The following is a 23,735-nucleotide window of genomic DNA, read 5'->3' on the forward strand; positions in this document are numbered from 1 at the left end:
GCCCCCTTGGCCGCGCCCGCCCCATTGCCTGCCCGCCGCCCGGCTGCAGGAGCCGCCGGAAAACGCCCGCATCACCGTCGCGGGCCTGGTGATCCTGCGCCAGCGCCCCGGCACCGCCAAGGGGGTGATCTTCGTCACGCTCGAGGATGAGACCGGCGTGGTCAATGTGATCGTCTGGCGCAAAATCTACGAGGCCTTCCGCCGCGCGGTGATCTCCGGGCGGATGCTGCGGGTCACCGGGCGGCTGCAGCGCGCCCATTCCGTCACCCATGTGATCGCCGAAGACGTGGAGGACATCTCGCCGATGCTGGACCTCCTGCTGGCGGACCAGGGGCGCCAGGACGATCCGGCCTTTGCGCCGCCCCCCGAACTCGGCTAGGCTGCCGCCAAAGCAACGGCGCCCCGCCCCGCCAGCGGGACAGACAGAGGCGCCGGCAAGAGGCAACCGGGCATGATGCCATCCAACATGACTTTCGCAAGGCGCCTGGCGCCTGCCCTGCTGCTGGCGGCCCTGGCGGCGCTGCCCGCCTGCGTTCAGCCGCAGCCCGGCAGCCCTGGCAGCGAAATCTCCCGCACAGGCCGCTATGCGCCGCCCGGTGCCGCCCCCGGCACCTGCTGGAGCAAGCACACCTCCCCCGCCGTCATTGAAACCGTGACCAGCCAGGTGCTGGCCGAACCGGCGCAGCTGGACGCAAGCGGCCGGGTCCTCCGCCCCGCTACCTTCCGCACCGAGACCAGCCAGCAGATCGTGCGGCCGCGTCAGGAGCAGTGGATCGAAATCCCCTGCCCCGCAATGATGACCCCGGACTTCATCCGCACCGTGCAGCGGGCGCTGGCGGCGCGCGGCCTCTACCGCGGCCCGGTGCACGGCCAGATGGATGCCGCCACCCGCGCGGCAGTGCAGCGCTACCAGGCGCCGCTGGGACTGGCCAGCGGCACCCTGACGCTGGCCTCCGCCCGCAGGCTGGGGCTGATCGCCGTCGCCGGCTGAACCGCCCGGTTCAGCTGCCCGGTTCCCAGCCGCCCAACCCTCTGCTAAGGTCAGGGCACCGGGCCACAGACATCAATGAGACAAACACCATGCTGACCACCCGCCTGCCGGACACCGGCTTTCTCTCCGGTGCCTCCGGCCCGCTGCGCCGGATGCTGGAGAGCCAGGCCACCGAAGTGCGCCTGCGCCAGGGCGAGGTGCTGTTCGAGCAGGGCGATGCGGGCGATGCGCTTTATGCGATTGCCGAAGGCGCGCTGGAGTTTTCGGTGCTCTCCGCCTCAGGCCGCAAACTGTCGCTCGACATGATGCGCCCCGGCGCGGTGTTCGGCGAGATTACCCTGTTCGATCCCGGCGAGCGCACCGCCACCGCCATCGCCGCCGAACCCAGCCGGGTCCTGCGCCTGCGCAGCGGCGACGTGCTGGCGCAGATCCGCCAGCACCCCGACCTCGCCGCCGACCTGCTGCGGCTGGCCGGCCAGCGGATGCGCTGGATGAACACCCAATTGAACGAGCAGGTGTTCCTGCCGATGCCGGTGCGGCTGGCGCGCAAGCTCTTGTATCTCGCGCCCGAGGCCGGCGATGGCCGCGTGGCCCTGTCGCAGGCGGAACTGGCGGAATTTGTCGGCGCCACCCGCGAGGCAGTGTCCAAGACGCTCGCCGCCTGGAAACGCAGCGGCCTCGTCGGCATCAGCCGCGGCGGCGTGCAGATCCTCGACCGCGGCGAACTGGCGGTGCTGGCGGAACCAGATTCAATCTGACCCGACCGCCGCCGCCGAAAAACCTGCTGTTTTCCGCACCAAATTCCGCCCTCTGTAATCCCGGTCACAGAACCCGGCCCTGCACTGCGCCATAAAGGCTTCATAGACGGCCGTTATCCGTTCCATCCCAATGGCCGCCTGTCCAACAAGAGCCATGTGCCCGCCAGCACATGGCTCTTCCCCCTTTTGCGCATCAGTAGTGCTGCCCGGCCCGTTTTGCGCGTCGGGACACAGTTGCCCGCTGCCATCTCTCTTGTTCAAGAAATATTCACTTAGCCATTGCCAGACGCCGCCGCTACGGTGCCGCGCATGGCTTACGACTACGACAAACTCTACCGTGAAACACCGGACGCGCTCGGGGCACCCACCCCCGCATTCACTGCCTTTTTTGAGGGTCTGGGCGCGCAAAGTCTGCACATGCCGGCCGCGCCGCAGCCGCGAAAGCTGCTAATCCGCTGACTGCCGCATTTTTGTCGCGGCAGCTGGAGACAGATCCCGGATGAAAAGCGCAATCTGGAAAGTTTCCGTCAAATGTTGCCGGAAGCCCTGGCAGTTGGCGCACCGGAAAAACAGCCGCGGCCTCCTTTTCATGCCACTGGCCTGCCCCCGAGCCAACGAAAAAGGCCGGGCTTTTGCCCGGCCTTCCCTGATGTTTCAGCGGTCACTGTTGTTTCAACGGTCCCTGCCCCGGATCACTCCGACAGGTTCAGCGCCACAAAGCGCGGCTCGCCGCCGCGGCGCACCAGCAGCAGAAGCGACTTGCGGCCGGCCTCCTTGGCCTCGCTGACACGCGCTTCCAGATCGCTGATCGACGCAACCTTCTGCTGGCCCGCTTCGGTGATCACGTCACCCGCACGCAGCCCCTTCTCCCAGGCTTCCGAAGTCTCATCCACCGACAGAACCGCCAGGCCCTCGACATCCTCAGCCACGTTCAGCTCAGCGCGCATCTGGTCGGTCAGCACGCCTACCGACAGGCCCAGCAGCTCCTTCTCGCTGCTGCCCGGCGCATCGCCGCTGCCGCTCTCGCTGGAGGGACCACGCTCGGCGTCTTCACGGCGGCCCAGGGTGATCCGCAGCGTCTCGGTCTTACCTTCGCGGTAAACCACCACACGCACGGTCTTGCCGACCTCGGCATTGCCGACCTGGCGCACCAGTCCGCGGGTGTCCTTCACATCGGCGCCGTCAAAGCTGACGATCACGTCACCGGCCAGCACGCCGCCTTCCTTGGCAGGCCCCTCCGGTACGTCAGTCACCAGCGCGCCGCGGGCTTTCTCCAGCCCCATCGCCTCCGCCAGATCCGAATCCACGTCCTGAATCTTCACACCCAGCCAGCCGCGGCGGGTCTCGCCGAATTCCTTCAGCTGCGCGACCACCTTGACCACCACGTTCGAGGCCATCGAGAAACCGATGCCGATGGAGCCGCCGTTGGGCGACAGGATCGCAGTGTTCACGCCAACCACATCGCCGTCCATGTTGAACAGCGGCCCGCCGGAATTGCCCCGGTTGATCGCCGCGTCGGTCTGGATGTAGTCGTCATAAGAGCCCGAAAGCTCGCGGTTGCGGGCCGACACGATGCCTGCTGAAACAGAGAAGCCCTGTCCCAGCGGGTTGCCCATCGCCACCACCCAGTCGCCAACGCGGGCGGTATCGCTGTCGCCGAACTTGACGTATTTCAGCGCCGCCGGCGCCTCGACCTTCAACAGCGCAATATCGGTGTTGGGGTCGGTGCCGATCACCTTGGCGGGCAGCAGTTCCTTGGGCTGTCCCTCACCCGGGAAAAACTCGATCTCAATCTCGTCTGCGCCGTCGATCACGTGGTTGTTGGTGACGATATAACCGTCCTCGGAAATCACGAAGCCCGACCCCAGCGCCGACGACCGGCGCGGCCGGTTGCCATTGCCGTTGCGGTCCTGGAATTCACGGAAAAAATCCTCAAACGGCGAGCCCTCCGGCACGATGCCCTGCGGCCCGGTGCGCCCCTCCACGACGGTGCTGGTGGTAATGTTGACGACCGCCGGGCTGACCTTGTCGGCCAGCGGGGCCAGGCTTTCAGGCCGGGCCATTGCGGATACCGCCTGCATCAGCAGGACCGCCGCGGCCAGCACCGCAAGCCAGGCCAGCCGGATCATCGCGCCGCTGCTGCCTGCCCGGCCGGAAATTGCAATTGCCTGTGGCTGCACGGATCTACTCCTTGTCATTTTCAATTCTTGGCCTCCGTCCCGGACCGGCGCAAACGCCGTCATCACCGGGCAGAGTCTTATGGTCCCAATGTAGGAACTTCCGCCCGGCACGCAACCAATGATGCACGCTTTCAAGCCAGCGTGAAGACCCGCGGCCCCGCCGCCGGGGCCGGATCAGCGCTGCGCACGCCTTTGAACCGGACACCGCCCGGGTTTGCACCGTTTCTTAGGAATACGGCCCTACGGATGGACCTCCACTCTCTCACAATACCGGAGCCTTCAAATTGATGAAGACCTCTATCAAGACAGCACTTCTCTCTATCGTCGTGCTGGCCGCCGCAGTCATGTTTGCCCAGATCGGCATTGCCCGCTACACAGATGCTGTCCGAAGCAGCACATTATCAGAAATGGACAGGATCGAATCCCTCGCCGCGACGCTGGACGATCTGGAAATCGATTTCCTGTCAGCCCGGCGGGCGGAGAAAGACTTTCTGCTGCGGCGCAACGAAAAGAGCGCCGAACGCCACGCCGAAGTGATGGCAGCCCTGACCGCAGCCCTGAAGTCCGCCCGCACCCAAAGCGCCGCAATCCAGGGCTTCGCCGGCCATGAAAAGGAGTTTGCTGCTCTCGAAACTTCAATTGACGCCTATGGCGGCGGCTTCCTGCAGCTTGCGGACAGCCACCGCCGGCTGGGACTGGATGAGAAATCCGGCCTGCAGGGCAGCCTCCGCAGCGCAGTCCACGAAGTCGAAACCAGGCTCAAGGACCTCAACCGTCCGGAAATGCAGGTCAAAATGCTGATGATGCGCCGCCACGAGAAGGACTTCATGCTGCGCGGCACAGACAAGTATCTCGGCCGCCTGGATGCCCGTGTTGCGGAATTCCTCGAGTTTCCCAGTAGTTACTATGCCGATCCGGCGCAACGCACCGAAGTCGAAGCCCTCCTGAAAACGTACCAGAACGCCTTCCAGTCCTTCGCCAGTGAATCAATGGCCGAAAAGCAGCTGCGCAAGGAGCTTTCCGCCAGGTTCGCTGACGCGGAGCCTGTCCTTATGTCCCTCCGCGATCAGTCCCGCATGCTGCTGGCAGAGGTCCACGTCCAGGCAAAGCTGGTGGAACAGTCGTCCCGGAAGACGGCGCTTGCGGCCGGCCTCGGCGGCCTCGCCCTGTTCATCCTGATCAGCCTGAAGCTCGCCCTTGGCATTTCCCGGCCTCTGACCCGGGCCAGCAGCGTTCTGCAAGGTCTGATGGCAGGGGATTACTCCAAAGATCTGCCTGCCTCCCGCATTACAGAAGTCGCTTCCATCGCCAGCGCTCTGGACGTGTTCCGCAATGACCTCAGGCAGAAGGACCAACTGATGGGCGAGGTATCCGAGGTGATTGCAGCCTGCGGTGCCGGCGACTTCTCCAAACGGATCAGCACCGGCGGCAGCGACAGCGGCTTTGCCGTCCTGGCCCGCGGCGTGAACCAGATTGGCGAGGCTGCGGAACGCGGTGTCGGCGATGTGATGCAAGCGCTGAGCGCCCTGTCCCAGGGGAACCTGACCCACCGGATGCCAAGCGGCCATCAGGGCGTGTTCAAGGAGATCTCTGATACAATCGACTCACTCAATGCGAATCTCAGCGAAATGGTCGGCCAATTAACCAACAGCAGCCGCACTCTGCTCAGCACCTCCGATGAAATCGCCGGCGCCGCAGAGGACGCCTCCCGCCGGGGCGAACACTCCGCCGCGTCGCTGGAGGAAACCGCAGGCTCCCTACAGACCTTGAACGAAGCGGTGCAAAGCACGGCGGAAAACGCCCGGCAAGCCAACAGCTACGTGAGCGACGCACAGCAGCAGGCGCTGTCGGCACATGAGCTGGCCAGCGAGTCGATCCGCGCAATCCGCCGGGTTGCGGACTCGTCGCAGGCCATTGCCAGGATCACCGACCTGATCGACGACATCGCCTTCCAGACCAATCTTCTGGCCCTGAACGCCGGGGTTGAAGCCGCCCGCGCAGGCGAAGCCGGGCGCGGTTTTGCCGTGGTCGCCTCGGAGGTCCGCAACCTCGCCCAGCGGTCCGCAGGTGCGGCCGGGGAAATCAACGAGCTGATCAGGAACAGCGGCCGCGAAGTCGACACCGGTGTCGGCTTGGTGGAACAGACCGGCGACGCCCTGGCGGTTATCCAGAAGGTTGTCGATCAGATCGTCGGCAAAGTGCGGGAAATCTCCGATGCCGCGTCCGATCAGGCCGGCAGCCTGACTGAGGTGAACACGGCAATCACGGCCCTGGACCGGAACGCGCAGCAGAACGCCGCGATGCTGGAAGAAACCGCCGCCGCAAGCCAGCTGCTGCGCCGCGAGGCAGGCAGCCTGGTGCAGGCCGTCGGCGGCTTCACGGTTGAGTCCGCCGGCAGCTGGCTGGCGCTGGACGGCAGCGAAACCGGGCTGGCTTCGGCAGCCTGACCCGCCCGCCGGAACACAATAAAACAGCGCGGACTGCTGCCAGCCCGCGCTGTTTTGTTTACCCGATGGCCGCTGGGATCGCGCCGTCAGATCCCCAGCCGGAACGCCAGCCAGACCAGGATGAGGCCCAGCACCAGCGCCGCCAGCCCCGCATTGCGGCGCTGCTCCTCCGTCAGGGTGCGCAGCATTTCCAGGAGGCGTTCCACAAGCGAAGGGGCCAGTGCGTACACCAGCCCCTCTGCAATCAGTACCAGCCCGAGGGCCAACAGGACGAACCCCATTACTGGCGCGCCGTCTGCCCGTCCGAGGACTTCAGGTAGTTGAAGAACTCGTTGTCCGGCGACAGCACCAGCGAAGAATTGCCCGCCAGCAGCGAATTCGCATAGGCATTGAGCGAGCGGTAGAACTCAAAGAACTCCGCGTCGCGGCCATAGGCCGATGCAAAGATCGCGTTGCGCTCGGCGTCCGCTTCACCGCGGATCACCTCGGCTTCGCGTTCAGCTTCCGACACCAGTTCAACCTCGGTCCGGTCGGCCTGCGCGCGCACGCGCTGCGCCGCCTCTTCACCGCGGGCAATCTCGTCCGCCGCTTCCCGTTCTCGCTCAGCGCGCATCCGGGCAAAGGTGGCTTCCAGGTTGGCCTGCGGCAGGTCGGTGCGCTTCAGCCGCACGTCGATCACCTCAAGACCCAGCTGGCGCGCTTGGGTGATGGCGCCATTGCGGATCCGCAGCATCAGCGCGAAACGGTCCGAGGACAGGATGTCGTTGGAGCTGACGGAACCCAGCACCTCACGGGTCTGCGCCCGCATGATCTTGTCCAGCCGCAGCTCGGCACCGCCGATGCCGCCGCCGCCAACCGCCTGGCGGAAGGTTTCCACATTGGCGATCCGGTAGCGCGCAAAGGCGTCGACGATCAGACGGCGGTCATCCAGCGGGGTGACCTCCAGCGGGCCGACTTCAAGGCTCAGGATGCGGTCGTCATAGCTGACCACATTGTCGATGACCGGCAGCTTGAACGCCAGGCCTGGGGTCTCCTTGACATCGACCACCCGGCCAAAGCGCAGCACCAGTGCCTTTTCACGCTCGTCCACGATGAAAATCGAGGACAGCAAAGCAATGCCCAGAACCACCAGGACGGGCAGAAGAAGAGTAGATTTCCGCATCAGTTGCCCTCCTGCGATTTGCGCAGCTCATTCAGCGGCAGATAGGGCACGACGCCCTGGCCTTCGCCGCCCGCGTTGTCATCCAGGATGATCTTGTCGACCCGGCCCAGAACCTCTTCCATGGTTTCCAGGTACAGGCGCTTGCGAGTCACTTCCGGCGCTTTCTGGTATTCTTCCAGAACCGCGGTAAAGCGGCTCGCCTCACCCTGCGCCTCGTTCACAACCTGCGCACGGTAGGCCTCGGCCTCTTCCAGCGTCTGTGCGGCCTGGCCGCGGGCGCCAGCCAGCTTGCGGTTAGCATAGGCATCGGCCTGCTTTTCAAGCCGGTCGCGTTCCTGGCCGGCGGACTGCACTTCGCGGAAGGCGTCCTTCACCGGCTCTGGCGGGTCGGCGCCGTCAAAGTTCACACGCACGATGTTCACGCCGCTGTCATAGCTGTCCAGCGTCGATTGGATCAGCTCTTCCAGACGGGCGGTGATCGCACCACGGTCACGGTTCAGGATCGGTGCCAGCTCGGACTGGGCGATAATCTCGCGCATCGCCGATTCCGACACCGCGTTGATGGTCGAGCGCGGGTCGCGCAGGTTGAACAGGAACCGAGCGGGGTCAGAGATGTTCCAAACCACCTGGAAATCCACGTCGATGATGTTCTCGTCGCCGGTCAGCATCAGCCCCGCATCAGAGCCGCGCGCGCCGGAGCCGATGTTCTCGGTCTGCTCGACCCGCACAGGGATCACTTCCTTGGTGACCAGCGGCCAGGGCGCAAAGTTCAGGCCCGGCTGCCCGGTCGAGGAATATTCGCCCAGGAACAGTTCCACCGACTGCTCTTCCGGCTTGACGGTGTAGATGCTGGCAAAGCCCCACAGCACCGCGCCGGCAATGACCGCCAGCCCCAGGGTGCCCTTGGTGAACAGCGGCGCACCGCCGCCTCCGCCGCCGCGTGTGCCACGGCCGCCGCCGGACCCGCCGCGCCCGCCCATCAGGACACGCAGCTGCTCCTGGCCTTTCTTCACCAGCTCATCGATTTCCGGGATCTGGGGATCTTCCGGCTTACGGCCGCCGCCGTTGTTGCCGCCGTTGTTGCCCCGGTTGCCGCCTCCGCCGCCGGAGGAGCCACCGCCCCCCCATGGGCCACCGCTATTGCCCGCCATTTGTCTCCTATCCGTTTGCTGCCGCCCGTCCCAACTTCAGAACGGGCAGCATGTGAGGTCTGTTGTTGCCGGTTTGCCCGCTCAGGACGAGCGCACCGGAGTTTTCAAAGTTACCAACTCTTCCGACATTGTCGGGTGCACCGCAACCGTGCGGTCGAAATCTTCTTTGGTTGCACCCATTTTTACGGCGATTCCGGCCAGCTGGATCATCTCGCCCGCACCAGGTGCGACGATATGGCAGCCCAGCACCTTGCGGGTGGCCTTCGAAACGATCAGTTTCATCAGCACCCGCTGCGCCCGGCCCGCAAAGGCCTGCTGCATCGGTTTGAACGAGGTCGCATAGATCTCGACCGGCTCCTGCTCGCGCGCTTCTTCCTCGCTGAGGCCGATGGTGCCCATCTCCGGCTGGGTGAAGATCGCGGTCGGGATCAGCTCATGGTCGGGGCTGGTCGGATTGCCCTTGAACACAGTCTCGACAAAGGCCATCGCCTCGCGGATCGCCACCGGAGTCAGCGCCACCCGGTCGGTCACATCGCCGATTGCATAAACCGACGGGACCGAGGTCTGGCTGTATTCATCCACGATGATCTCACCGTTGCGGCCGCGTTCCACCCCGATCTCTTCCAGGCCGAGGTTATCGGCATTGGGATGGCGGCCGGTGGCATACATCACCTTGTCGAACAGCCGCTCCTGGCCGTTGGTGGACTTCACCCGGATCTTGTCGCCTTCCTTGCGCATCTCCAGCACATTGGTGCCCAGATGCACGTCGATGCCCGCCTGGCACATTTCCTCGGAAATCAGCCCGCGCGCCTCGTCGTCGAAACCGCGCAGGATCTGCGCGCCGCGGTAGAACTGCGTGGTCTTGACGCCCAACCCGTTCATGATGCCCGCAAACTCGCTGGCGATATAACCGCCGCCGACGATCAGCAGGCTCTCCGGCAGCTTGTCCAGGTGAAACATCTCGTTCGAGGTGATCGCCAGCTCCGAACCCGGGAACTCCGGCACCGTCGGCCAGCCGCCGGTGGCAATCAGGATGTGCTTGGCGGTCTTGCGGGTGCCGTCGGCCAGCTCCACCGTGTGGGCATCGGCCAGTTTGGCACGGCTGTCGAAGCTCTCGACGCCGTTGTTCTTCAGGATATTGCGGTAGATGCCTTCCAGCCGGTCCAGCTCGCCATGCAGCTTGCCCTTGAAGGCATCCCAGTCAAAGCCGCCCGCCTTGATGTCCCAGCCATAGGCCTGCGCGTCCTCGACCATGCTGGAGTATTCAGACGCGAACACCATCAGCTTCTTCGGCACGCAGCCGCGGATCACGCAGGTGCCGCCGTAACGGTCCTCTTCGGCCAGCGCCACCTTGGCGCCTTCCTGTGCCGCAACCCGCGCCGCGCGCACCCCGCCGGAGCCGCCGCCGATGACAAACAGATCGTAATCAAAGCTCATGAAGTTCCGCCCTTTGCATTTCTTGATCAGGTGTATCCCATAACGGACCACCAAACGCCATATGCCCAAGTGGGCGTTCCCGCGCCGCATTCAACCTTTTGCATTGAATTTGCACAGGGTTGTGAGGCGGACAACCTGTATGGGAACACTCAGGGCGGAACGGGCGCTGCCCGACCGTGCCTGACATTTGCGGAACTGCGGGTCTCAGTCCATTAGATCGGTGAACAGGTTGTCGGTCTCGACAAAATCCAGCTTGTCCTTCTCGACCGTGCCCTCGTTGATATCGCGCACCTCGACCCGCCCGTCGCCGTAGCCGATCACCACCGTGTCGCAGATGTCGATGAACAGCCCGTTCTCGATCACGCCCGGAATCTGGTTCAGCACCAGCGCCAGCTGGCGGGCGTTGCCGATCCGCTTCAGATGCAGGTCCAGGATGTGATTCCCCTCATCCGTCACAAACGGCGCCTCGCCGTTCATCCGCAGGGTGGAGCGGCGCCCCATCACATCCATCGAGACCAGCGTCTCTTCGATCAGTGCCTGGCTGCTCTGCCAGCCGAACGGCAGCACCTCCACCGGCAGCGGAAAGGCCCCCAGCGTGTCCACCATCTTGCTGGCATCCGCAATCACCACCATCTGGTCTGACGCGGTGGCGACGATCTTCTCCTGCAGATGCGCGCCGCCGCCGCCCTTGATCAGGTTCAGGTCCGGGTCGACCTCGTCCGCACCGTCAATGGTCACATCCAGCCATTTGGCCTCATCCAGCGAAACCACATGGATGCCCACATCCCGCGCCAGCGCCGCGGTGCGGCTGGAGGTAGGCACTGCAGTGATCCGCAGGCCCTCGTTCTGAACCAGATCACCCAGGCAGCGCACCAGCCAGGCCGCGGTGGAACCAGTACCCAACCCAACCCGCATGCCGTCCTCGACCATCTCCGCCGCCCGTTTGGCGGCCACGAATTTTGCCTTGTCGATGGGGGACAGCTCACCGGTCATCTCAGGTCTCCATGCATGTGTCTTGCAGACCGTTATAGGCAGGCTGCCGCCCGCGCGCGAGGGGGCTTTTGCCCTGCGCGCCCGCCGCCCGGCTGGAAATCCCGGCCTATCGCCCTAATCCTCAGACATGCAGGGAGGGACAGGTATGCTGCAATTCGATGAAGAAACCACCCGCGTTCTGGAAGATGCTTATCAGGGCGCCGACGTAACACGGCGGCGGCGCGCCAGCTTCGATGCTCTGGCCCCGGTGCCGGGCGACCGTATTCTGGATCTGGGCTGCGGCAATGGCTTGCTGACAGAGGAACTGGCCCGCGCGGTCGGCCCCTTGGGCCATGTGACCGGACTGGACGCCAGCCCCGACATGCTGTCCGCGGCCCGCCAGCGGCTAAGGGGGCGCGAAAATACCTCTCTAACGGAAAGTGACGCCGCCAGCCTGCCGTTTGATCCGGAAAGCTTCACCAAGGCCGTTTCTGTGCAAGTGTTTGAATATATAACCAGCCGCCGCCCAGTGCTGCGTGCCGTGCACAAGGTACTGAAACCAGGCGGCCGCCTGGTCATCGGCGACATGCATTTTGACACATTTGCCTGGCACAGCGACAACACTGCCCGGATGCAGCGCTTCCTGGAAATCTGGGACAATCACCTGGCCGAACGCGCAGTCCCCGCCAGGCTGCCCGAGGAACTGCCCGATTGCGGCTTCGAAGTGGTTTCAATGCGCCCTGTCACCATCTGCGACACCAGCTTGCGCCCGGACGGGCTGGCTGCAGTGATGATCCGCCTGATCCGCGCCTATGCGGTTCAGACAGGCGCCACCGACGAAGACGACGCCGCCGCCTGGGCCCAGGAACAGGAGGAACTGGCGGCAGAGGGCCGCTTCTTCTTCTCCCTCACCCATTTCGTCTGCACCGCCCGGCGGCTATAACCCCCCGGCATCGCAAGCCGGGCCCTAACGGCGCGTCCGCTGCAGATTGGCGATCACCCGGCGCATCTGCGCCAGAAACTGCGCCGCCTCCTCCGCGCTGAACCCCTCCAGCGCCTGCCGGTTCACACCCTGCGCCGCAGTGATCGCCTCCTGCTGCAGCCCGCGCGCCTTGGCGGTCAGATGCACCAGCCGCGCCCGCTTGTCCTCAGGCGACGGGCGCCGCTCAATCAGCCCGTCCCGCTCCATCCGCGCCAGCGTGTTGGCCATGGTCGCCTGCTCGACCGACAAGGCCGCCGTCAGCTCTGCCTGGGTGCGGCCTTCCCTGGCCCACAGCTCCAGCAGCACCATGAATTGCGCCGGCGCCAGCCCCAGCGGCTGCACCTGTCCGGCCAGCGCTGCCGCAAACAGCCGCGCCATGTGATTGGCCAGGAAACCGGCCGAAGATTTCTGAAAATCGCTCATTTTTACAGATGACACTTGAATAGCAGGCTATTCAATATCATTTATATAGCACGCTATCTAAAATCAAAGGTTCCCGCCATGAAACTCCGCCTCCACGCCATCGCAGGCACCCTGGCCCTGCTGACCATCTCAACCTTTTGGATCTCCACGGTTTTCTCCGAGATTTTCGGCAGCCATCAGACCATTGCCCAGGTCAAGACCGCGGTGCTTTACGGGATGGCACTGCTGATTCCGGCCATGGCGACCGCAGGGGCAACCGGCGCCTCACTGGGCCGCGGCTGGAAACTGCCGCAGGTAGCAGCGAAATCCCGCCGAATGAAGATCATCGCCGCCAACGGCTTGCTGATCCTGCTGCCCAGCGCCGTGTTCCTCGCGGTCAAGGCGCAATCCGGCCAGTTCGACGGTGTGTTCTATGCCGTTCAGGCCCTGGAACTTTGCGCAGGTGCAGTGAATATCACCCTGCTTTCCAAGAACTTGCGGGACGGTCTGGCGCTCGCCCGCCGGCGCCGCGCCCGCAGCGCCGCCTGAGGGCTGCCCCTCCGTTCAGCCCGGGTCCGGCACGCCGCCAAAGCAGGGTGCCGGACCCGCCTCAGCCGGGCCGCCGGTAAACATGTAAAACAAAGGCGGGTTTCCTATTGGAAACGCCGGAAACGGACACATATTCCGCGCGTTTGCGTCATAATATTGCGTCATGAAACCCGAGTACCGCCTGCACTACGCCCCCGACAACGCCTCACTGGTCATCCGGCTGGTGCTGGAGGAGCTTGGCCTGCCGTATGAAACCGTACTGGTCGACCGCCGCGCTCAGGCGCAGAACAGCCCCGGATACCGGGCGCTGAACCCGGGCGGTCTGATCCCGGTGCTGGAAACCCCGGACGGGCCGGTGTTCGAAACCGCCGCCATCCTCTTGTGGCTGTCCGAACGCCACGCTGCAATGGCGCCGCAGCCCGGCAATGCGGACCGCGCCGCCTTCCTGAAATGGCTGTTCTTCGCGTCCAACACCCTGCACGCCGACCTGCGGATGCTGTTCTACCCGGACAAATACATCGGCGCGGAGAAAGCTGATCAGGACCAGCTGCAAACCGTGCTGCGCCAGCGCCTGCACGTGCATCTGGCCAGCCTCGATCAGGCCGCTGCCCAGCGCCCCGCCTGGTTGGGCGCGCCGCAGCCCTCGGTGCTGGACTATTACCTTGCCTGCCAGATGCGCTGGATGGCGCTCTACCCTTCCCAGGCTGACAAATCCTGGTTTGTCATCGCCCACTACCCCAGCCTGCAGCGGATCTGCGCCGGGCTGGAACACCGTTCCGCTGTTACAGCGGCGCGCGAGGCCGAAGGCCTCGGCGCCACCCCGTTCACATCCCCGGCCTACGCCAATCCCCCAGAAGGATCAGCCACCTAATGTTCCTCTCCGTTTTCGACATGTTCAAAGTGGGCATCGGCCCGTCGTCCTCCCACACCATGGGTCCGATGGTCGCCGCCGCGCGCTTCCTCGACATGATGCGCGCGTCGCCCTTTGAGTTCCACGGCCTGCGCGCCTCCCTGCACGGCTCGCTCGCCTTCACCGGCGTCGGCCACGCCACCGACCGCGCCACCATCCTCGGTCTCGGCGGCTTTGTCGCCCATGACTACGACGACGAGAAGGCCCAAGCCTTCCTGGCGGAGCTGGACAAAACCCACACCATGCACCCCGAGGGTCTGGGCGCGCTGCACTTCGACCCCAAGGCCGACATGATCTTCGACTACGATCACGCGCTGCCGGGCCACGCCAACGGCATGATCCTGATGGCCACCGATGCCCAGGGCGACGTGATCCTGAAACAGGTGTTCTACTCGATTGGCGGCGGCTTTGTCGTGACCGAGGAAGAACTGGCCGCAGGCAAGGCCACCGACGAAGGCGACCCGGTCCCCTTCCCGTTCAAATCCGCGGCCGAGATGCTGGAGATGGCGAAATCCAGCGGCAAGTCGATTGCCGAGATGAAGCGTGCCAACGAGATCTCCCGCGGCTGCTCCGAAAGCCTAGCCAAGGGCACCGCCCGCATCTGGCAGGTGATGAACGACTGCATCAACCGCGGGCTGGAGCGTGACGGCATCCTGCCCGGCGGCCTCAAGGTCCGCCGCCGCGCCAAGGGCATCTATGACGCGCTGATGGCCGAACGCGGCCTGAACCAGACCGCGCCGCACACCATCAACGACTGGATGAGCGTTTACGCGATGGCTGTGAACGAGGAAAACGCGGCCGGCGGCCAGGTCGTGACCGCGCCCACCAACGGCGCCGCAGGCACCCTGCCGGCAGTGATCCGCTACTACCTCGACCACGTGCCGGGCGCGTCTGAGGCCCATGTCGAGGATTTCCTGCTGACCGCCGCCGCGATTGCGGGCCTGGTCAAATACAACGCGTCGATCTCCGGCGCCGAGGCAGGCTGCCAGGCTGAAGTCGGCTCCGCGTCGGCAATGTCCGCCGCAGGCCTCTGTGCGGTGATGGGCGGCACCCCCGAACAGGTGGAAAACGCCGCCGAAATCGCGCTGGAGCATCACTTGGGCATGACCTGCGACCCCGTGAAGGGCCTGGTGCAGGTGCCCTGCATCGAGCGCAACGGCCTCGCGGCGATCAAGGCGGTCTCCGCCGCCTCCCTCGCCCTGCGCGGCGACGGCCAGCACTTCGTGCCGCTGGACGCCTGCATAGAGACCATGCGCCAGACCGGCGCCGACATGCACGACAAGTACAAGGAAACCTCGCTCGGCGGCCTCGCCGTGAACGTGCCGAACTGCTGAGGTTCCTGTTTCTTTAAGGAACACTTCTTGGGACGTGTCGCAAAGCGGCACCGCCCGCGCCTGACCTTCCCGTCATGCCAGAGGCATGCTTTCAGCATGACGAAGGCGCATTCGCGCCCTCCCAAGGTCAGGCCCGGGCCTTTGGGCGCGGGACTCGGCAGCTGGCGCTCTTTCCTTCCGTGGGGTACGCAACGTCCCTATATTCCCCGCAACTCCAGCTTGCGCCTTACACCGTGCAGGCCTAGCCTGCCGCCATGACACAGGACCGGCCCCTTCTCGGCATCGCCCTGATGCTGGGCTTCTGCATGGTGATCCCGCTCGGGGACGCCATTGCAAAACTGCTGACCGACCGGGTGCCGGTCGCCCAAATCGTCTTCATCCGTTTTGCCGCCCAGGCCGCGATCCTGCTGCCGCTGGCGCTGGCACTGCGCCTGCCGCTCAGCCTGTCGCGCCGGGTGGCTCCGCTCTTGTTCCTGCGCACGCTCCTGCAGATGGGCGGCATTGCCGCGATGTTCACGGCCTTCCGCTACCTGCCGCTGGCTGATGCGGTGGCGATTGCTTTCGTGATGCCCTTCCTGATGCTGCTTCTGGGCAAATACGTGCTGCACGAACAGGTCGGCCTGTGCCGCCTCGGCGCCTGCGTCGTCGGCTTCACCGGCACCCTGCTGGTCATCCAGCCCAGCTTTGCCGCCGTCGGCTGGAACGCCCTCTGGCCGCTGCTGGTCGCGGTAATCTTTGCCTTGTTCATGCTGATCACCCGCAAAATCGCCAAGGAAACCGACCCGATCGCAGTCCAGGCCGTGGCGGGCGTCATGGGCACCGTGCTGCTGGCCCCGGTGTTCCTGATCGGCAGCGCCGCCGGCGCCGCCGCGCTCTCCACCGCGCTGCCGCCGCAGGACACCTGGTCCCTCTTGGCCGCAGCCGGCGCGCTTGGCACCGTCGCCCACCTCCTGATGACCTGGAGCCTGCGCTTTGCCCCGACCTCCACCCTCGCCTCGATGCAATACCTCGAGATCCCGGTGGCGGTGTTCTTCGGCTGGCTGATCTTCTCGGAACTCCCGAACACCCTCGCTGCCTTCGGCATCCTGCTGACGATCAGCGCGGGCCTCTATGCGGTGATGCGGGAACGCAAAACCGACGGCACCGAAGAGCGCATCAACCCTGCCTAGCGGTCTAGCCGGACCGCCCCCAGCACATCCGCCAGCAGCCGCCGCGGCACAATCGCCAAGAGCCCCGGCCCCTCCGCCTCCAGCCGCACCGGTCCCGTCGCCCGGTTCGAAGTGCCGATCCGCCCCATCGGCGACATCCGCAGGCCGTCAATCGGCCACTCCAGCCCGTCCGAGCGCCCCTGCACCTCCTGCATCGGAAACAGCGAGATCACTTCGCCCTTGCGGGCAGGCAGCTCCACCGCCCGGGTCAGGTGAAAGATCACCTCCGTCTCCCCCACCAGCACGCAAGGCGCCTCATGCCCCTGCACCAGGGTGCTGAATGCCGCCAGTTGGTGATCCACCCGCGCGCCCAGGAACCCCACCGCCAGCACCGCTGGCGCCGCTATCATCCTCAGCGCCTTGTCGAAATCGGTGCTGTCCTGCTCCGCCACCGGATGCAGAACCTCCGGCGGCAGCTGCGCCCGCACCTCCTCAGACAAAGAGTCAAAATCCCCGATCACCGCCCGCGGCAGATGCCCCGCCGCCAGCGCCGCCGCAGCACCGCCATCAGCCGCCGCCAGCACCGGCGCCAGCGCCAGCGCCTCCGCCAGTGCGCCCGGCGCCACCTCGCCGCCGCCCACCAGGGTGATTGGTTCCGATACGTCTACAATCTTAGTGTTCATGCGGTGTATTCCCGCCTATTTTGGAAACAGGACACATTGTGAACACAAAATGATACGATCAATTGCACGGATTCGAGCAAAATTGGTCCTTCCAGCCTTTATGGTGAATGACAACAGATGTGACGAAGACGAGCGAGCTGATGGTACACAACAACAAAGTCTTGACCGTATCCTATGGAACCTTTTCCTGCACATTGGAAGGGTTTGAGGATTCCTTCGACACAATGAAGGCGATTGCCGAATACTTCCGCGACCTTGCCGCGGATGACCGCTACTTCGGCGCCGAACCCCCGCAGCCAGACGCCGACATGCTGGCCCGCATCGCCCAGCGCGAGATCGCCCGCCAGGTTGAGGCCCGCACCAGCGACACCGGCATCCACCTGCGCGCCGCCACCCCAGCCCTTGGCGCCGCCGCTGCAGAAGCCGCCGCACCGGCCCCTGCCGCCGCGCCTGCTCCTGCTGCCGCCCCGGCACCAGCCCCGGCCACCGAACCGGTTGCAGAGCAACCCGCCCCTGCCCCGGCAGAGGAACCCATTGCAGAAGCCGAAACAGCAAAAGCCGCTGCTCCGGCAGAAACCGCGCCTGAAGCAGCCCTCCCGGACTCCGAGGTTGAGTTCTTCGAGCCGGAAGCTGATGACACCCAGGCCGCCGAAGAGACCGCCGCAAACGAAGAGATCACGGAAACTGAGGCAGAGGATGCTGCCGACGTGGCAGCGGACGTCATTGCCGAAGCCGAAGCCGAAGAAGCCATCGCAGCTGTGCTGGGAACCGCAAGCGAAGAAGAGCCCGCGCCCGCCGTAGAACTGCTGGAAGTGACCGAATCCGAGGCCCGCTTCACCGAAGCAGAGGACGAAGCGGCAGAGGACGAAGCAGAAGCGGTTGAGGCCGAAGCCCCCGCAGCCGCGCCTGCCGCGGACAGCATCGCTGCCAAGCTGCAGCGCATTCGCGCCGTGGTCGCGCAAACCCCCGAGGAAGACTTCAGCGAGGACGAGCACGCCGACGACGTTCTGGAAGGTGCCGAAGAGGACATCTCCGCCGCCCTGCTCGAAGACGACGGCGCACCTGAGTTCGATGACGAAGGCGACGATGAAATCGCCCGCGCCCTGGACCGCCTGGACCTGAACTCCGCCGCCGCTGAAGCAGACGCTGAAGAGGCAGCCGAAGAAATCAGCGCCGCCGGCACCGAAGACGAGGGGGATGCAGAAGAGTCCGAAGCCGAAGACGGAATTTTCTCCAGCCTCTCAGATGACGCGCCGGAAGCCGAAGCGGACAGCGCAGAGGAGGCCGCGGAGGACAGCAGCATCCTGCCGGTCGGCAGCGAAGAAGAAGAGACCCCCGCGCCCGCTCGGGCTCCGGCCCGCGTCCGCATCACCAAGATCAAGCGCGCCGTTTTCGACGAGGCGCTTGCCTCGGGCCAGCTGCAGGAAGCGGAGGAGGAAACCGCAGATTCCGCAGCTGCTGAAGCGGCGCAGACCGCCCTCTCGGAAGAGGACGAAGCCGACCTGATGCGCGAACTGGCCGAGGTGGAAGCGGAAATCCTTGCCGCCTCCGAACAGCCCGCCACTGAGGAGGCGCCCGAAGAAGAGACCGCCGCCGCGGACTCAGCCGAACCGGCAGCCGCCGGTCTGGCCGACAGCGATGTCTCCCGCCTGATGGCCGCGGCCGACGAGAAACTGGAAGACCCGGAAACCGCTTCCTCGCGCGAGGCTTACAGCCAGCTGCGCGCTGCCGTCGCCGCCACCAAGGCCGGCGCAGCTGGCAGCGAAACCGCAGGCGACGATGCCAAGCCTTACCGCGACGACCTGGCCAGCGTGGTGCGCCCGCGCCGCCCCGAGGCCCGCCCTGAATCCCGCGAAGGCGCCTCGGAACGCCCGGCCAGCCCCGCCGCCCGGCCTGCCCCGCTGAAACTGGTGGCAGAACAGCGCATCGACGACGGCGCCGAAGAGCAACAGCCGCAACCAATTCGCCCGCGCCGGGTCTCGGCGGGTGTGCTCGCCTCCGGGACTGATGGCGACAGCAGCGGCTTTGCGGCCTACGCCGAAGAACGCGGTGCCGCCGAACTGCATGAGCTGCTGGAGGCCGCCGCGGCCTATATGAGCTTTGTCGAAGGCCGCGACCACTTCTCGCGCCCGCAGCTGATGAACACGGTTCGCAGCGCCGGCAGCGAAGGCTTCAACCGCGAGGACGGGCTGCGTTCCTTCGGCCAGCTCTTGCGCGACGGCAAGATCGAACGCTCCGGCAATGGCAAGTTCACCGCCTCCGGCGACATCGGCTTCAAGCCCGGCAAACGCGCCGCAGGCTGAACAGTTTGCAGACCAACAGAAAAAGGCGGCCCCGGGAGGCCGCCTTTTTTCATTTCGAACCAGACCATTATTCACCTTTGCGAAAGTACTCCGGGGTGAATTGGCCGCCAGGTCAAGAGGGGCAGCGCCCCTCTTCTCAGCAAGCCTGCGGGACAGAGCCCCTCTTTTTACTGATCCCCGGCGTCCGGGTCTTCCTTGCCGACGCCGCGGAACACGAACTTGAACGGCAGCACCCAGACGATGCCCAGGGCGACATAGACGATCAGCTCCAGCCACAGAGGCGGGCGGTCGAGCCAGTTCATCACCGTGACCGCGGCCACGATGTAAACCGGCATCCCCACCAGCAGGATGACCAGGGCCCAGCGCCGCCGGGCCTTGTAGCTCAGGCCTTGCTTCTCTACCATCAGTCGGCGAACGGGTCGGTCACCAGGATGGTGTCGTCCCGCTCCGGGCTGGTGGACAGCAGTGCAACCGGGCATTCGATCAGCTCTTCGACGCGCTTCACGTATTTGATCGCATTGGCCGGCAGGTCATTCCAGCTGCGCGCGCCTTCGGTCGACTCGCTCCAGCCCGGCATTTCCTCATAAACCGGCTTGCAGCGGGCCTGCTGATCGGCCGCGGTCGGCAGGTAATCCAGATGCTCGCCGTCCAGGTCATAGCCGGTGCAGATCTTCAGGGTTTCAAAGCCGTCCAGAACGTCCAGCTTGGTCAGGCAGATGCCCTTGATGCCCGAGGTGGCACAGGTCTGGCGCACCAGCGCCGCATCAAACCAGCCGCAACGGCGCTGGCGGCCGGTGGTGGTGCCGAACTCATGGCCGCGGGTGCCCAGGCGCTCGCCATCCGCATCCGGGGTGCCGTCTTCCTTCAGCAGCTCGGTCGGGAACGGGCCTTCACCGACGCGGGTGGTGTAAGCCTTGACGATGCCCAGCACGTAATCGATCGAGCCCGGGCCGATGCCCACACCGGTCGCCGCCTGGCCCGCAATCACGTTGGAGGAGGTCACAAACGGGTAGGTGCCGAAATCAATGTCCAGCAGCGCGCCCTGGGCGCCTTCAAACAGGATCCGCTTGCCCGCCTTGCGCTTCTCGTTCAGCACTTTCCAGACCGGTGCTGCATAAGGCAGGATCTTCGGTGCGATCTCTTTCAGCTGCTCGATCAGCGCATCGCGGTCGATGGGATTGACGCCCAGGCCCTTGCGCAGCGGGTCATGATGCTGCAGCGCCCGGTCGACGCGCGCCACCAGGGTCGCCTCATCCGCCAGGTCGGCCACGCGGACCGCACGGCGGCCCACCTTATCCTCATAGGCCGGGCCGATGCCGCGGCCGGTGGTGCCGATCTTGGTGCCCTTGGAGGCCGCTTCCTCGCGCGCCCGGTCCAGCTCGCCATGCAGCGGCAGGATCAGCGGGGTGTTCTCGGCGATCATCAGCGTTTCGGGGGTGATCTCGACCCCCTGTTCGCGGACCGTCTCGATTTCCTTCAGCAGGTGCCAGGGATCCAGCACCACGCCATTGCCGATGACCGACAGTTTGCCGCCGCGTACCACACCCGAGGGCAGCGCGTGCAGCTTGTAGACCTTGCCGTCAATGACCAGCGTATGGCCGGCGTTATGGCCGCCCTGGAAGCGGGCGATCACGTCAGCGCGCTCGCTCAGCCAATCCACGATCTTGCCTTTCCCTTCGTCGCCCCACTGGGCGCCGACTACGACGACATTGGCCATATCCGGTCCTTTACAGTCTGGTTCAAACCCATGCTCATATAGCGATGCTGCGCAGGCAGGGGAACCGCAAATTCGCCGCAGTTGGCGCTAATTCATAAGGCGCGGCACCTTCCCCGCCCGGAATCAAGCCGCAAGCGCCGGGTGGGAAGGCACACCCCACAGGTACTAGAGACTGCACAAGAGCTCTAAGAAAGCATGTGAGCTATTTTTCTAATCTTGGAACGACTACTGGCGTCCAGAGAAATGCCAGTTTCATCGATCATGTATTCCAAATGTTCAAAGGCGACACGGAGTTCTCCGTGCTCCAAGTAATCGTATACAATTCTGTTTCCACCTAACAAATTAACCTGATCCAAACTGCTGCCAGTTGGTGGCACTCCATCAAACTCAGTAAATTTGGCATCCACAAGTTTTTGTATTTCTGGTGTAACCAGTTTTATCAAATCGTAAACTTCATTCATCCGCATAAAGTACAGTGAGTAGTGGCCATAGAAAACACCAATCCGGCTCAAGTAGTATTTGGCGGATGGTGCATTCCTCAAAGGGTGTTGCGCACCCGGCGTACGCCCCCTTCACCCAATCCTCAGTTCCCTATGACAGACTGCCAAATGATCGCGATCCCCCGCCATGGCTCCGCGCATGGGCCATGATACGAGGCGCAGGCATCTTTGGGCTGCCTGCGCGACACCCCGGAGACCGGCCCTGATAAAAAGGGGGTCGTCCAGGATATCCTGTCCGAGCAGGCCCCCGGCGGGGTCTGTCCACCTCCACCCCGGCGGCGCCGCCCCCTTAATTGGGACACAGCGCTAAACGGCACGCAGCAAACGGAACAACAGAAACAGCCAAGACAAAACCGCCCCGGCCCCGAACGGCCCCGGCGGCCAAAGCTGCGCGCGCTCAGCCGCGCAGATGCACCGGCGCGCCATGCGGCGTGCTCAGATACGCCTCCTCCCAGCGGCTGCGCATCACTTCGGCCTCCGCCCGGCTGGCCGCGCCGTCCTCGGCCAGAAACACCTCCAGCGTCTCCAGCCAGGCGCGGAAATAATCCTCGCCGCCATCCAGTTCCCGGCTCAACCCATGGCGCTTGAGCGTCGCGGAAAACCGCTCCACCCAGTCGCTCCAGCTGAACCGCCCGGCCTCGTTCAGATGCACGGTCAGCGCAAAGACCTGCGCGTGCCAGGGTTCCGCAAAGACGGGCTCAGGAGCGGCAACCTCAGGACATGCACTCATAGCGGCTCCAGATAGCTCTGCCACAGGTCCAGCACCACCTCGTCCTCGGGGTGTTCGGCATGCGCCCACAGGGTGCTGGCATGAAACCGCACCGCATAGAGCGGCTCCGGCGCCTCGCCCAGCCCATGGGCGCTGCTGTCGGGCAGCACATGGGTGCCATGCAGCCGCAGGATATAGCCCTGCGCCCCGACGGCGTACTGCGGCAGCCGGGTGTGGCCGCCATCGACCAGCGCATTATCCGCAGGGATTCGCGCCCGCACCGCCTGCCCCGGTGTGAACCGCGGCTTCGGTCCGCCCTCACGGGTGGCCGGACCGCCCTTGGCCAAGGCCCCCGCCACGGCATCCGCCCTCAGCGCCCGCTCCGCCAGCGCATGCAGCCCGGCGGCGCCCTGGCCCTGCAGGTCCTCGCGCGTCAGCACACCCTTTTCGACCAGCAAGTCCGCCAGCGCCGAGATCCATTTCTCATAGTAGGAAAACCGCGTGTAATCCTTGGGCGAAAGCCGCTCGCGGGCATGGCGCGAGGTGTCGATGTTCCATTGCCCCAGCGCCCCGCAGGCCAGCGTCACCGCCAGCGCGCGCGCGTGCCAATCCTCGGCAAAGACCGGCGCGTCCTCAGCTTCGGGCATCACCGGGCCGTCGCCGAATCGCCCGCCCATGTCATGCACCCGGGTCATGACGGCACCTTCGCCAATCCCGTGCCAATCATACTGTCGCGGGTGACAAGTGCGGCCAGTTCCTCTTCGCTCATCCCCCCGGTGCCCTCGGGCCGCATGGGCAGCACCAGATAGCGGACCTCAGCCGTCGAATCCCAGACCCGCACCGCGGCCTCCGGCGGCAGTGTCACCCCGAACTCCGCCAGCACCTTGCGCGGTTCCCTCACTGCGCGGGCGCGGTAGGCGTCGGATTTGTACCAGCCCGGCGGAATGCCCAGAAGCGGCCACGGGTAGCAGCTGCATAAGGTGCACACGACCATATTGTGCTGCTGGGGCGTATTCTCCACCACCACCATATGCTCGCCCTGGCGGCCGTAATAGCCGAGGTCAGCCAGCACCGGATCCGCATCGGCCAGCAGCGCCGCCCTGAACTCCGGATCGCTCCAGGCGCGGGCCACCACACGGGCGCCGTTCTGCGGGCCGATTTTGTTCTGATAAGTGTCGATGATCTCCTCCAGCGCGGCGGGGTCGATCAGGCCCTTTTGGGTGAGAATCGTCTCCAGCGCCTTCACCCGCAGGGCAGGATCGGGTGGCAGAAGGGCGTGCGGGTGGTCGTGATGATCATGAGGCATACGCCCATGCTGCGCCGCTGCGTGCGGCCCTGTCCAGTCACGTTTCATGATACAAACAATCACGTTGCGTGACGTCCGCGACCGGTTCGCAGAA

Annotated in this window: 25 protein-coding genes; 11 read left to right on the forward strand and 14 right to left on the reverse strand. The window is 65.0% G+C overall.

Translation table 11 applies throughout. The features are described 5' to 3' along the window. From RA26_RS16680 to RA26_RS23010, 4 genes are all read left to right on the forward strand, one after another. Window positions 1-379 (forward strand): OB-fold nucleic acid binding domain-containing protein (locus RA26_RS16680; RefSeq protein ID WP_039185535.1); only part of this gene is annotated, 379 nt, incomplete at its 5' end. 87 nt (window positions 380-466) lie between these two features. Beyond that, window positions 467-991: a peptidoglycan-binding domain-containing protein gene (locus RA26_RS16685; RefSeq protein ID WP_241482670.1), complete on the forward strand. Its 525-nt coding sequence runs from the start codon at window positions 467-469 to the stop codon at window positions 989-991. A gap of 89 nt (window positions 992-1,080) precedes the next feature. After that, entirely contained in the window at window positions 1,081-1,749 is a 669-nt protein-coding gene (locus RA26_RS16690; protein WP_039185538.1) for a Crp/Fnr family transcriptional regulator, read from the forward strand. Between the two features lie 309 nt (window positions 1,750-2,058). Further along, window positions 2,059-2,208, forward strand: a complete 150-nt coding sequence (locus RA26_RS23010) for a hypothetical protein (RefSeq protein ID WP_193747631.1) — start codon at window positions 2,059-2,061, stop codon at window positions 2,206-2,208. A gap of 233 nt (window positions 2,209-2,441) precedes the next feature. Here RA26_RS23010 and RA26_RS16695 read toward each other — a convergent pair whose 3' ends face one another. After that, window positions 2,442-3,947, reverse strand: a complete 1,506-nt coding sequence (locus RA26_RS16695) for a Do family serine endopeptidase (RefSeq protein ID WP_446720181.1) — start codon at window positions 3,945-3,947, stop codon at window positions 2,442-2,444. Window positions 3,948-4,216: 269 nt separating this feature from the next. Between RA26_RS16695 and RA26_RS16700 the strand changes: the two genes are divergently transcribed. After that, window positions 4,217-6,376, forward strand: coding sequence for a methyl-accepting chemotaxis protein (locus tag RA26_RS16700; protein ID WP_052272465.1), 2,160 nt, complete (start codon window positions 4,217-4,219; stop codon window positions 6,374-6,376). An 86-nt stretch (window positions 6,377-6,462) separates the two neighbouring features. On the opposite strand, the gene RA26_RS16705 is transcribed toward RA26_RS16700, so the two are convergent. The 5 genes from RA26_RS16705 to rpiA all read right to left on the reverse strand — a co-directional run bounded on the left by RA26_RS16705 (window position 6,463) and on the right by rpiA (window position 11,119). Then, window positions 6,463-6,657 carry a DUF2065 domain-containing protein gene (locus tag RA26_RS16705; RefSeq protein WP_039185543.1) on the reverse strand — a complete coding sequence of 65 codons (195 nt, stop codon included), beginning with the start codon at window positions 6,655-6,657 and terminating at the stop codon, window positions 6,463-6,465. Next, window positions 6,657-7,538 carry a protease modulator HflC gene (hflC, locus tag RA26_RS16710; RefSeq protein WP_039185544.1) on the reverse strand — a complete coding sequence of 294 codons (882 nt, stop codon included), beginning with the start codon at window positions 7,536-7,538 and terminating at the stop codon, window positions 6,657-6,659. Before hflC ends, RA26_RS16705 begins: the two co-directional genes overlap by 1 nt. After that, the gene (gene hflK, locus RA26_RS16715; protein ID WP_039185546.1) at window positions 7,538-8,689 is read right to left on the reverse strand and encodes an FtsH protease activity modulator HflK; all 1,152 of its coding nucleotides are present in this window, start codon (window positions 8,687-8,689) and stop codon (window positions 7,538-7,540) included. The genes hflC and hflK overlap by 1 nt, the downstream gene beginning before the upstream one ends. 81 nt (window positions 8,690-8,770) lie before the next feature. Then, on the reverse strand, window positions 8,771-10,126 hold the full coding sequence (gene gor / locus RA26_RS16720) for a glutathione-disulfide reductase (protein ID WP_039185944.1): 1,356 nt from the start codon (window positions 10,124-10,126) through the stop codon (window positions 8,771-8,773). Between the two features lie 204 nt (window positions 10,127-10,330). Continuing rightward, a complete protein-coding gene (gene rpiA / locus RA26_RS16725; protein WP_039185548.1) occupies window positions 10,331-11,119 on the reverse strand; it encodes a ribose-5-phosphate isomerase RpiA in 789 nt (262 codons plus the stop codon). 145 nt (window positions 11,120-11,264) lie between these two features. Here rpiA and RA26_RS16730 point away from each other — a divergent pair, with 145 nt between their 5' ends. Beyond that, a complete protein-coding gene (locus tag RA26_RS16730) occupies window positions 11,265-12,041 on the forward strand; it encodes a methyltransferase domain-containing protein (RefSeq protein ID WP_039185550.1) in 777 nt (258 codons plus the stop codon). Between the two features lie 24 nt (window positions 12,042-12,065). Here the strand turns inward: RA26_RS16730 and RA26_RS16735 are convergent, their stop codons facing one another. Beyond that, complete coding sequence (locus RA26_RS16735; protein ID WP_039185552.1) at window positions 12,066-12,503, reverse strand: MarR family winged helix-turn-helix transcriptional regulator; 438 nt, start codon at window positions 12,501-12,503, stop codon at window positions 12,066-12,068. 78 nt (window positions 12,504-12,581) lie between these two features. On the opposite strand from RA26_RS16735, the gene RA26_RS16740 reads away from it, so the two are divergent. The 4 genes from RA26_RS16740 (at window position 12,582) to RA26_RS16755 (ending at window position 16,444) form a co-directional block, all read left to right on the forward strand. Then, window positions 12,582-13,031, forward strand: a complete 450-nt coding sequence (locus tag RA26_RS16740) for a hypothetical protein (protein WP_039185554.1) — start codon at window positions 12,582-12,584, stop codon at window positions 13,029-13,031. Between the two features lie 163 nt (window positions 13,032-13,194). Beyond that, window positions 13,195-13,902, forward strand: coding sequence for a glutathione S-transferase family protein (locus RA26_RS16745; protein WP_039185557.1), 708 nt, complete (start codon window positions 13,195-13,197; stop codon window positions 13,900-13,902). After that, window positions 13,902-15,275 carry an L-serine ammonia-lyase gene (locus tag RA26_RS16750; RefSeq protein WP_039185558.1) on the forward strand — a complete coding sequence of 458 codons (1,374 nt, stop codon included), beginning with the start codon at window positions 13,902-13,904 and terminating at the stop codon, window positions 15,273-15,275. The genes RA26_RS16745 and RA26_RS16750 overlap by 1 nt, the downstream gene beginning before the upstream one ends. 254 nt (window positions 15,276-15,529) lie before the next feature. Next, window positions 15,530-16,444, forward strand: a complete 915-nt coding sequence (locus tag RA26_RS16755) for a DMT family transporter (protein ID WP_039185561.1) — start codon at window positions 15,530-15,532, stop codon at window positions 16,442-16,444. Here the strand turns inward: RA26_RS16755 and RA26_RS16760 are convergent. Continuing rightward, window positions 16,441-17,106: a thiamine diphosphokinase gene (locus tag RA26_RS16760; RefSeq protein ID WP_039185563.1), complete on the reverse strand. Its 666-nt coding sequence runs from the start codon at window positions 17,104-17,106 to the stop codon at window positions 16,441-16,443. The genes RA26_RS16755 and RA26_RS16760 overlap by 4 nt on opposite strands. A gap of 119 nt (window positions 17,107-17,225) precedes the next feature. Here RA26_RS16760 and RA26_RS16765 point away from each other — a divergent pair, with 119 nt between their 5' ends. Next, window positions 17,226-19,409: a chemotaxis protein CheA gene (locus tag RA26_RS16765; RefSeq protein ID WP_342586117.1), complete on the forward strand. Its 2,184-nt coding sequence runs from the start codon at window positions 17,226-17,228 to the stop codon at window positions 19,407-19,409. Window positions 19,410-19,576: 167 nt separating this feature from the next. Here RA26_RS16765 and RA26_RS16770 read toward each other — a convergent pair whose 3' ends face one another. The 6 genes from RA26_RS16770 to nthA all read right to left on the reverse strand — a co-directional run bounded on the left by RA26_RS16770 (window position 19,577) and on the right by nthA (window position 23,641). Continuing rightward, a complete protein-coding gene (locus RA26_RS16770; RefSeq protein ID WP_039185565.1) occupies window positions 19,577-19,813 on the reverse strand; it encodes a DUF2842 domain-containing protein in 237 nt (78 codons plus the stop codon). Continuing rightward, window positions 19,813-21,126: an adenylosuccinate synthase gene (locus tag RA26_RS16775; protein ID WP_039185567.1), complete on the reverse strand. Its 1,314-nt coding sequence runs from the start codon at window positions 21,124-21,126 to the stop codon at window positions 19,813-19,815. The genes RA26_RS16770 and RA26_RS16775 overlap by 1 nt, the downstream gene beginning before the upstream one ends. Window positions 21,127-21,311: 185 nt before the next feature. Continuing rightward, the gene (locus RA26_RS22750; protein ID WP_152612652.1) at window positions 21,312-21,587 is read right to left on the reverse strand and encodes a hypothetical protein; all 276 of its coding nucleotides are present in this window, start codon (window positions 21,585-21,587) and stop codon (window positions 21,312-21,314) included. A gap of 436 nt (window positions 21,588-22,023) precedes the next feature. Beyond that, window positions 22,024-22,356: a nitrile hydratase accessory protein gene (locus RA26_RS16780; protein WP_039185569.1), complete on the reverse strand. Its 333-nt coding sequence runs from the start codon at window positions 22,354-22,356 to the stop codon at window positions 22,024-22,026. After that, a complete protein-coding gene (nthB, locus tag RA26_RS16785; protein ID WP_039185572.1) occupies window positions 22,353-23,030 on the reverse strand; it encodes a nitrile hydratase subunit beta in 678 nt (225 codons plus the stop codon). The genes RA26_RS16780 and nthB overlap by 4 nt, the downstream gene beginning before the upstream one ends. Further along, entirely contained in the window at window positions 23,027-23,641 is a 615-nt protein-coding gene (gene nthA / locus RA26_RS16790) for a nitrile hydratase subunit alpha (RefSeq protein ID WP_039185574.1), read from the reverse strand. The genes nthB and nthA overlap by 4 nt, the downstream gene beginning before the upstream one ends. Window positions 23,642-23,735: the final 94 nt, after the last annotated feature.

The organism is Leisingera sp. ANG-M7 (assembly GCF_000813965.1).
GTDB lineage: Bacteria > Pseudomonadota > Alphaproteobacteria > Rhodobacterales > Rhodobacteraceae > Leisingera.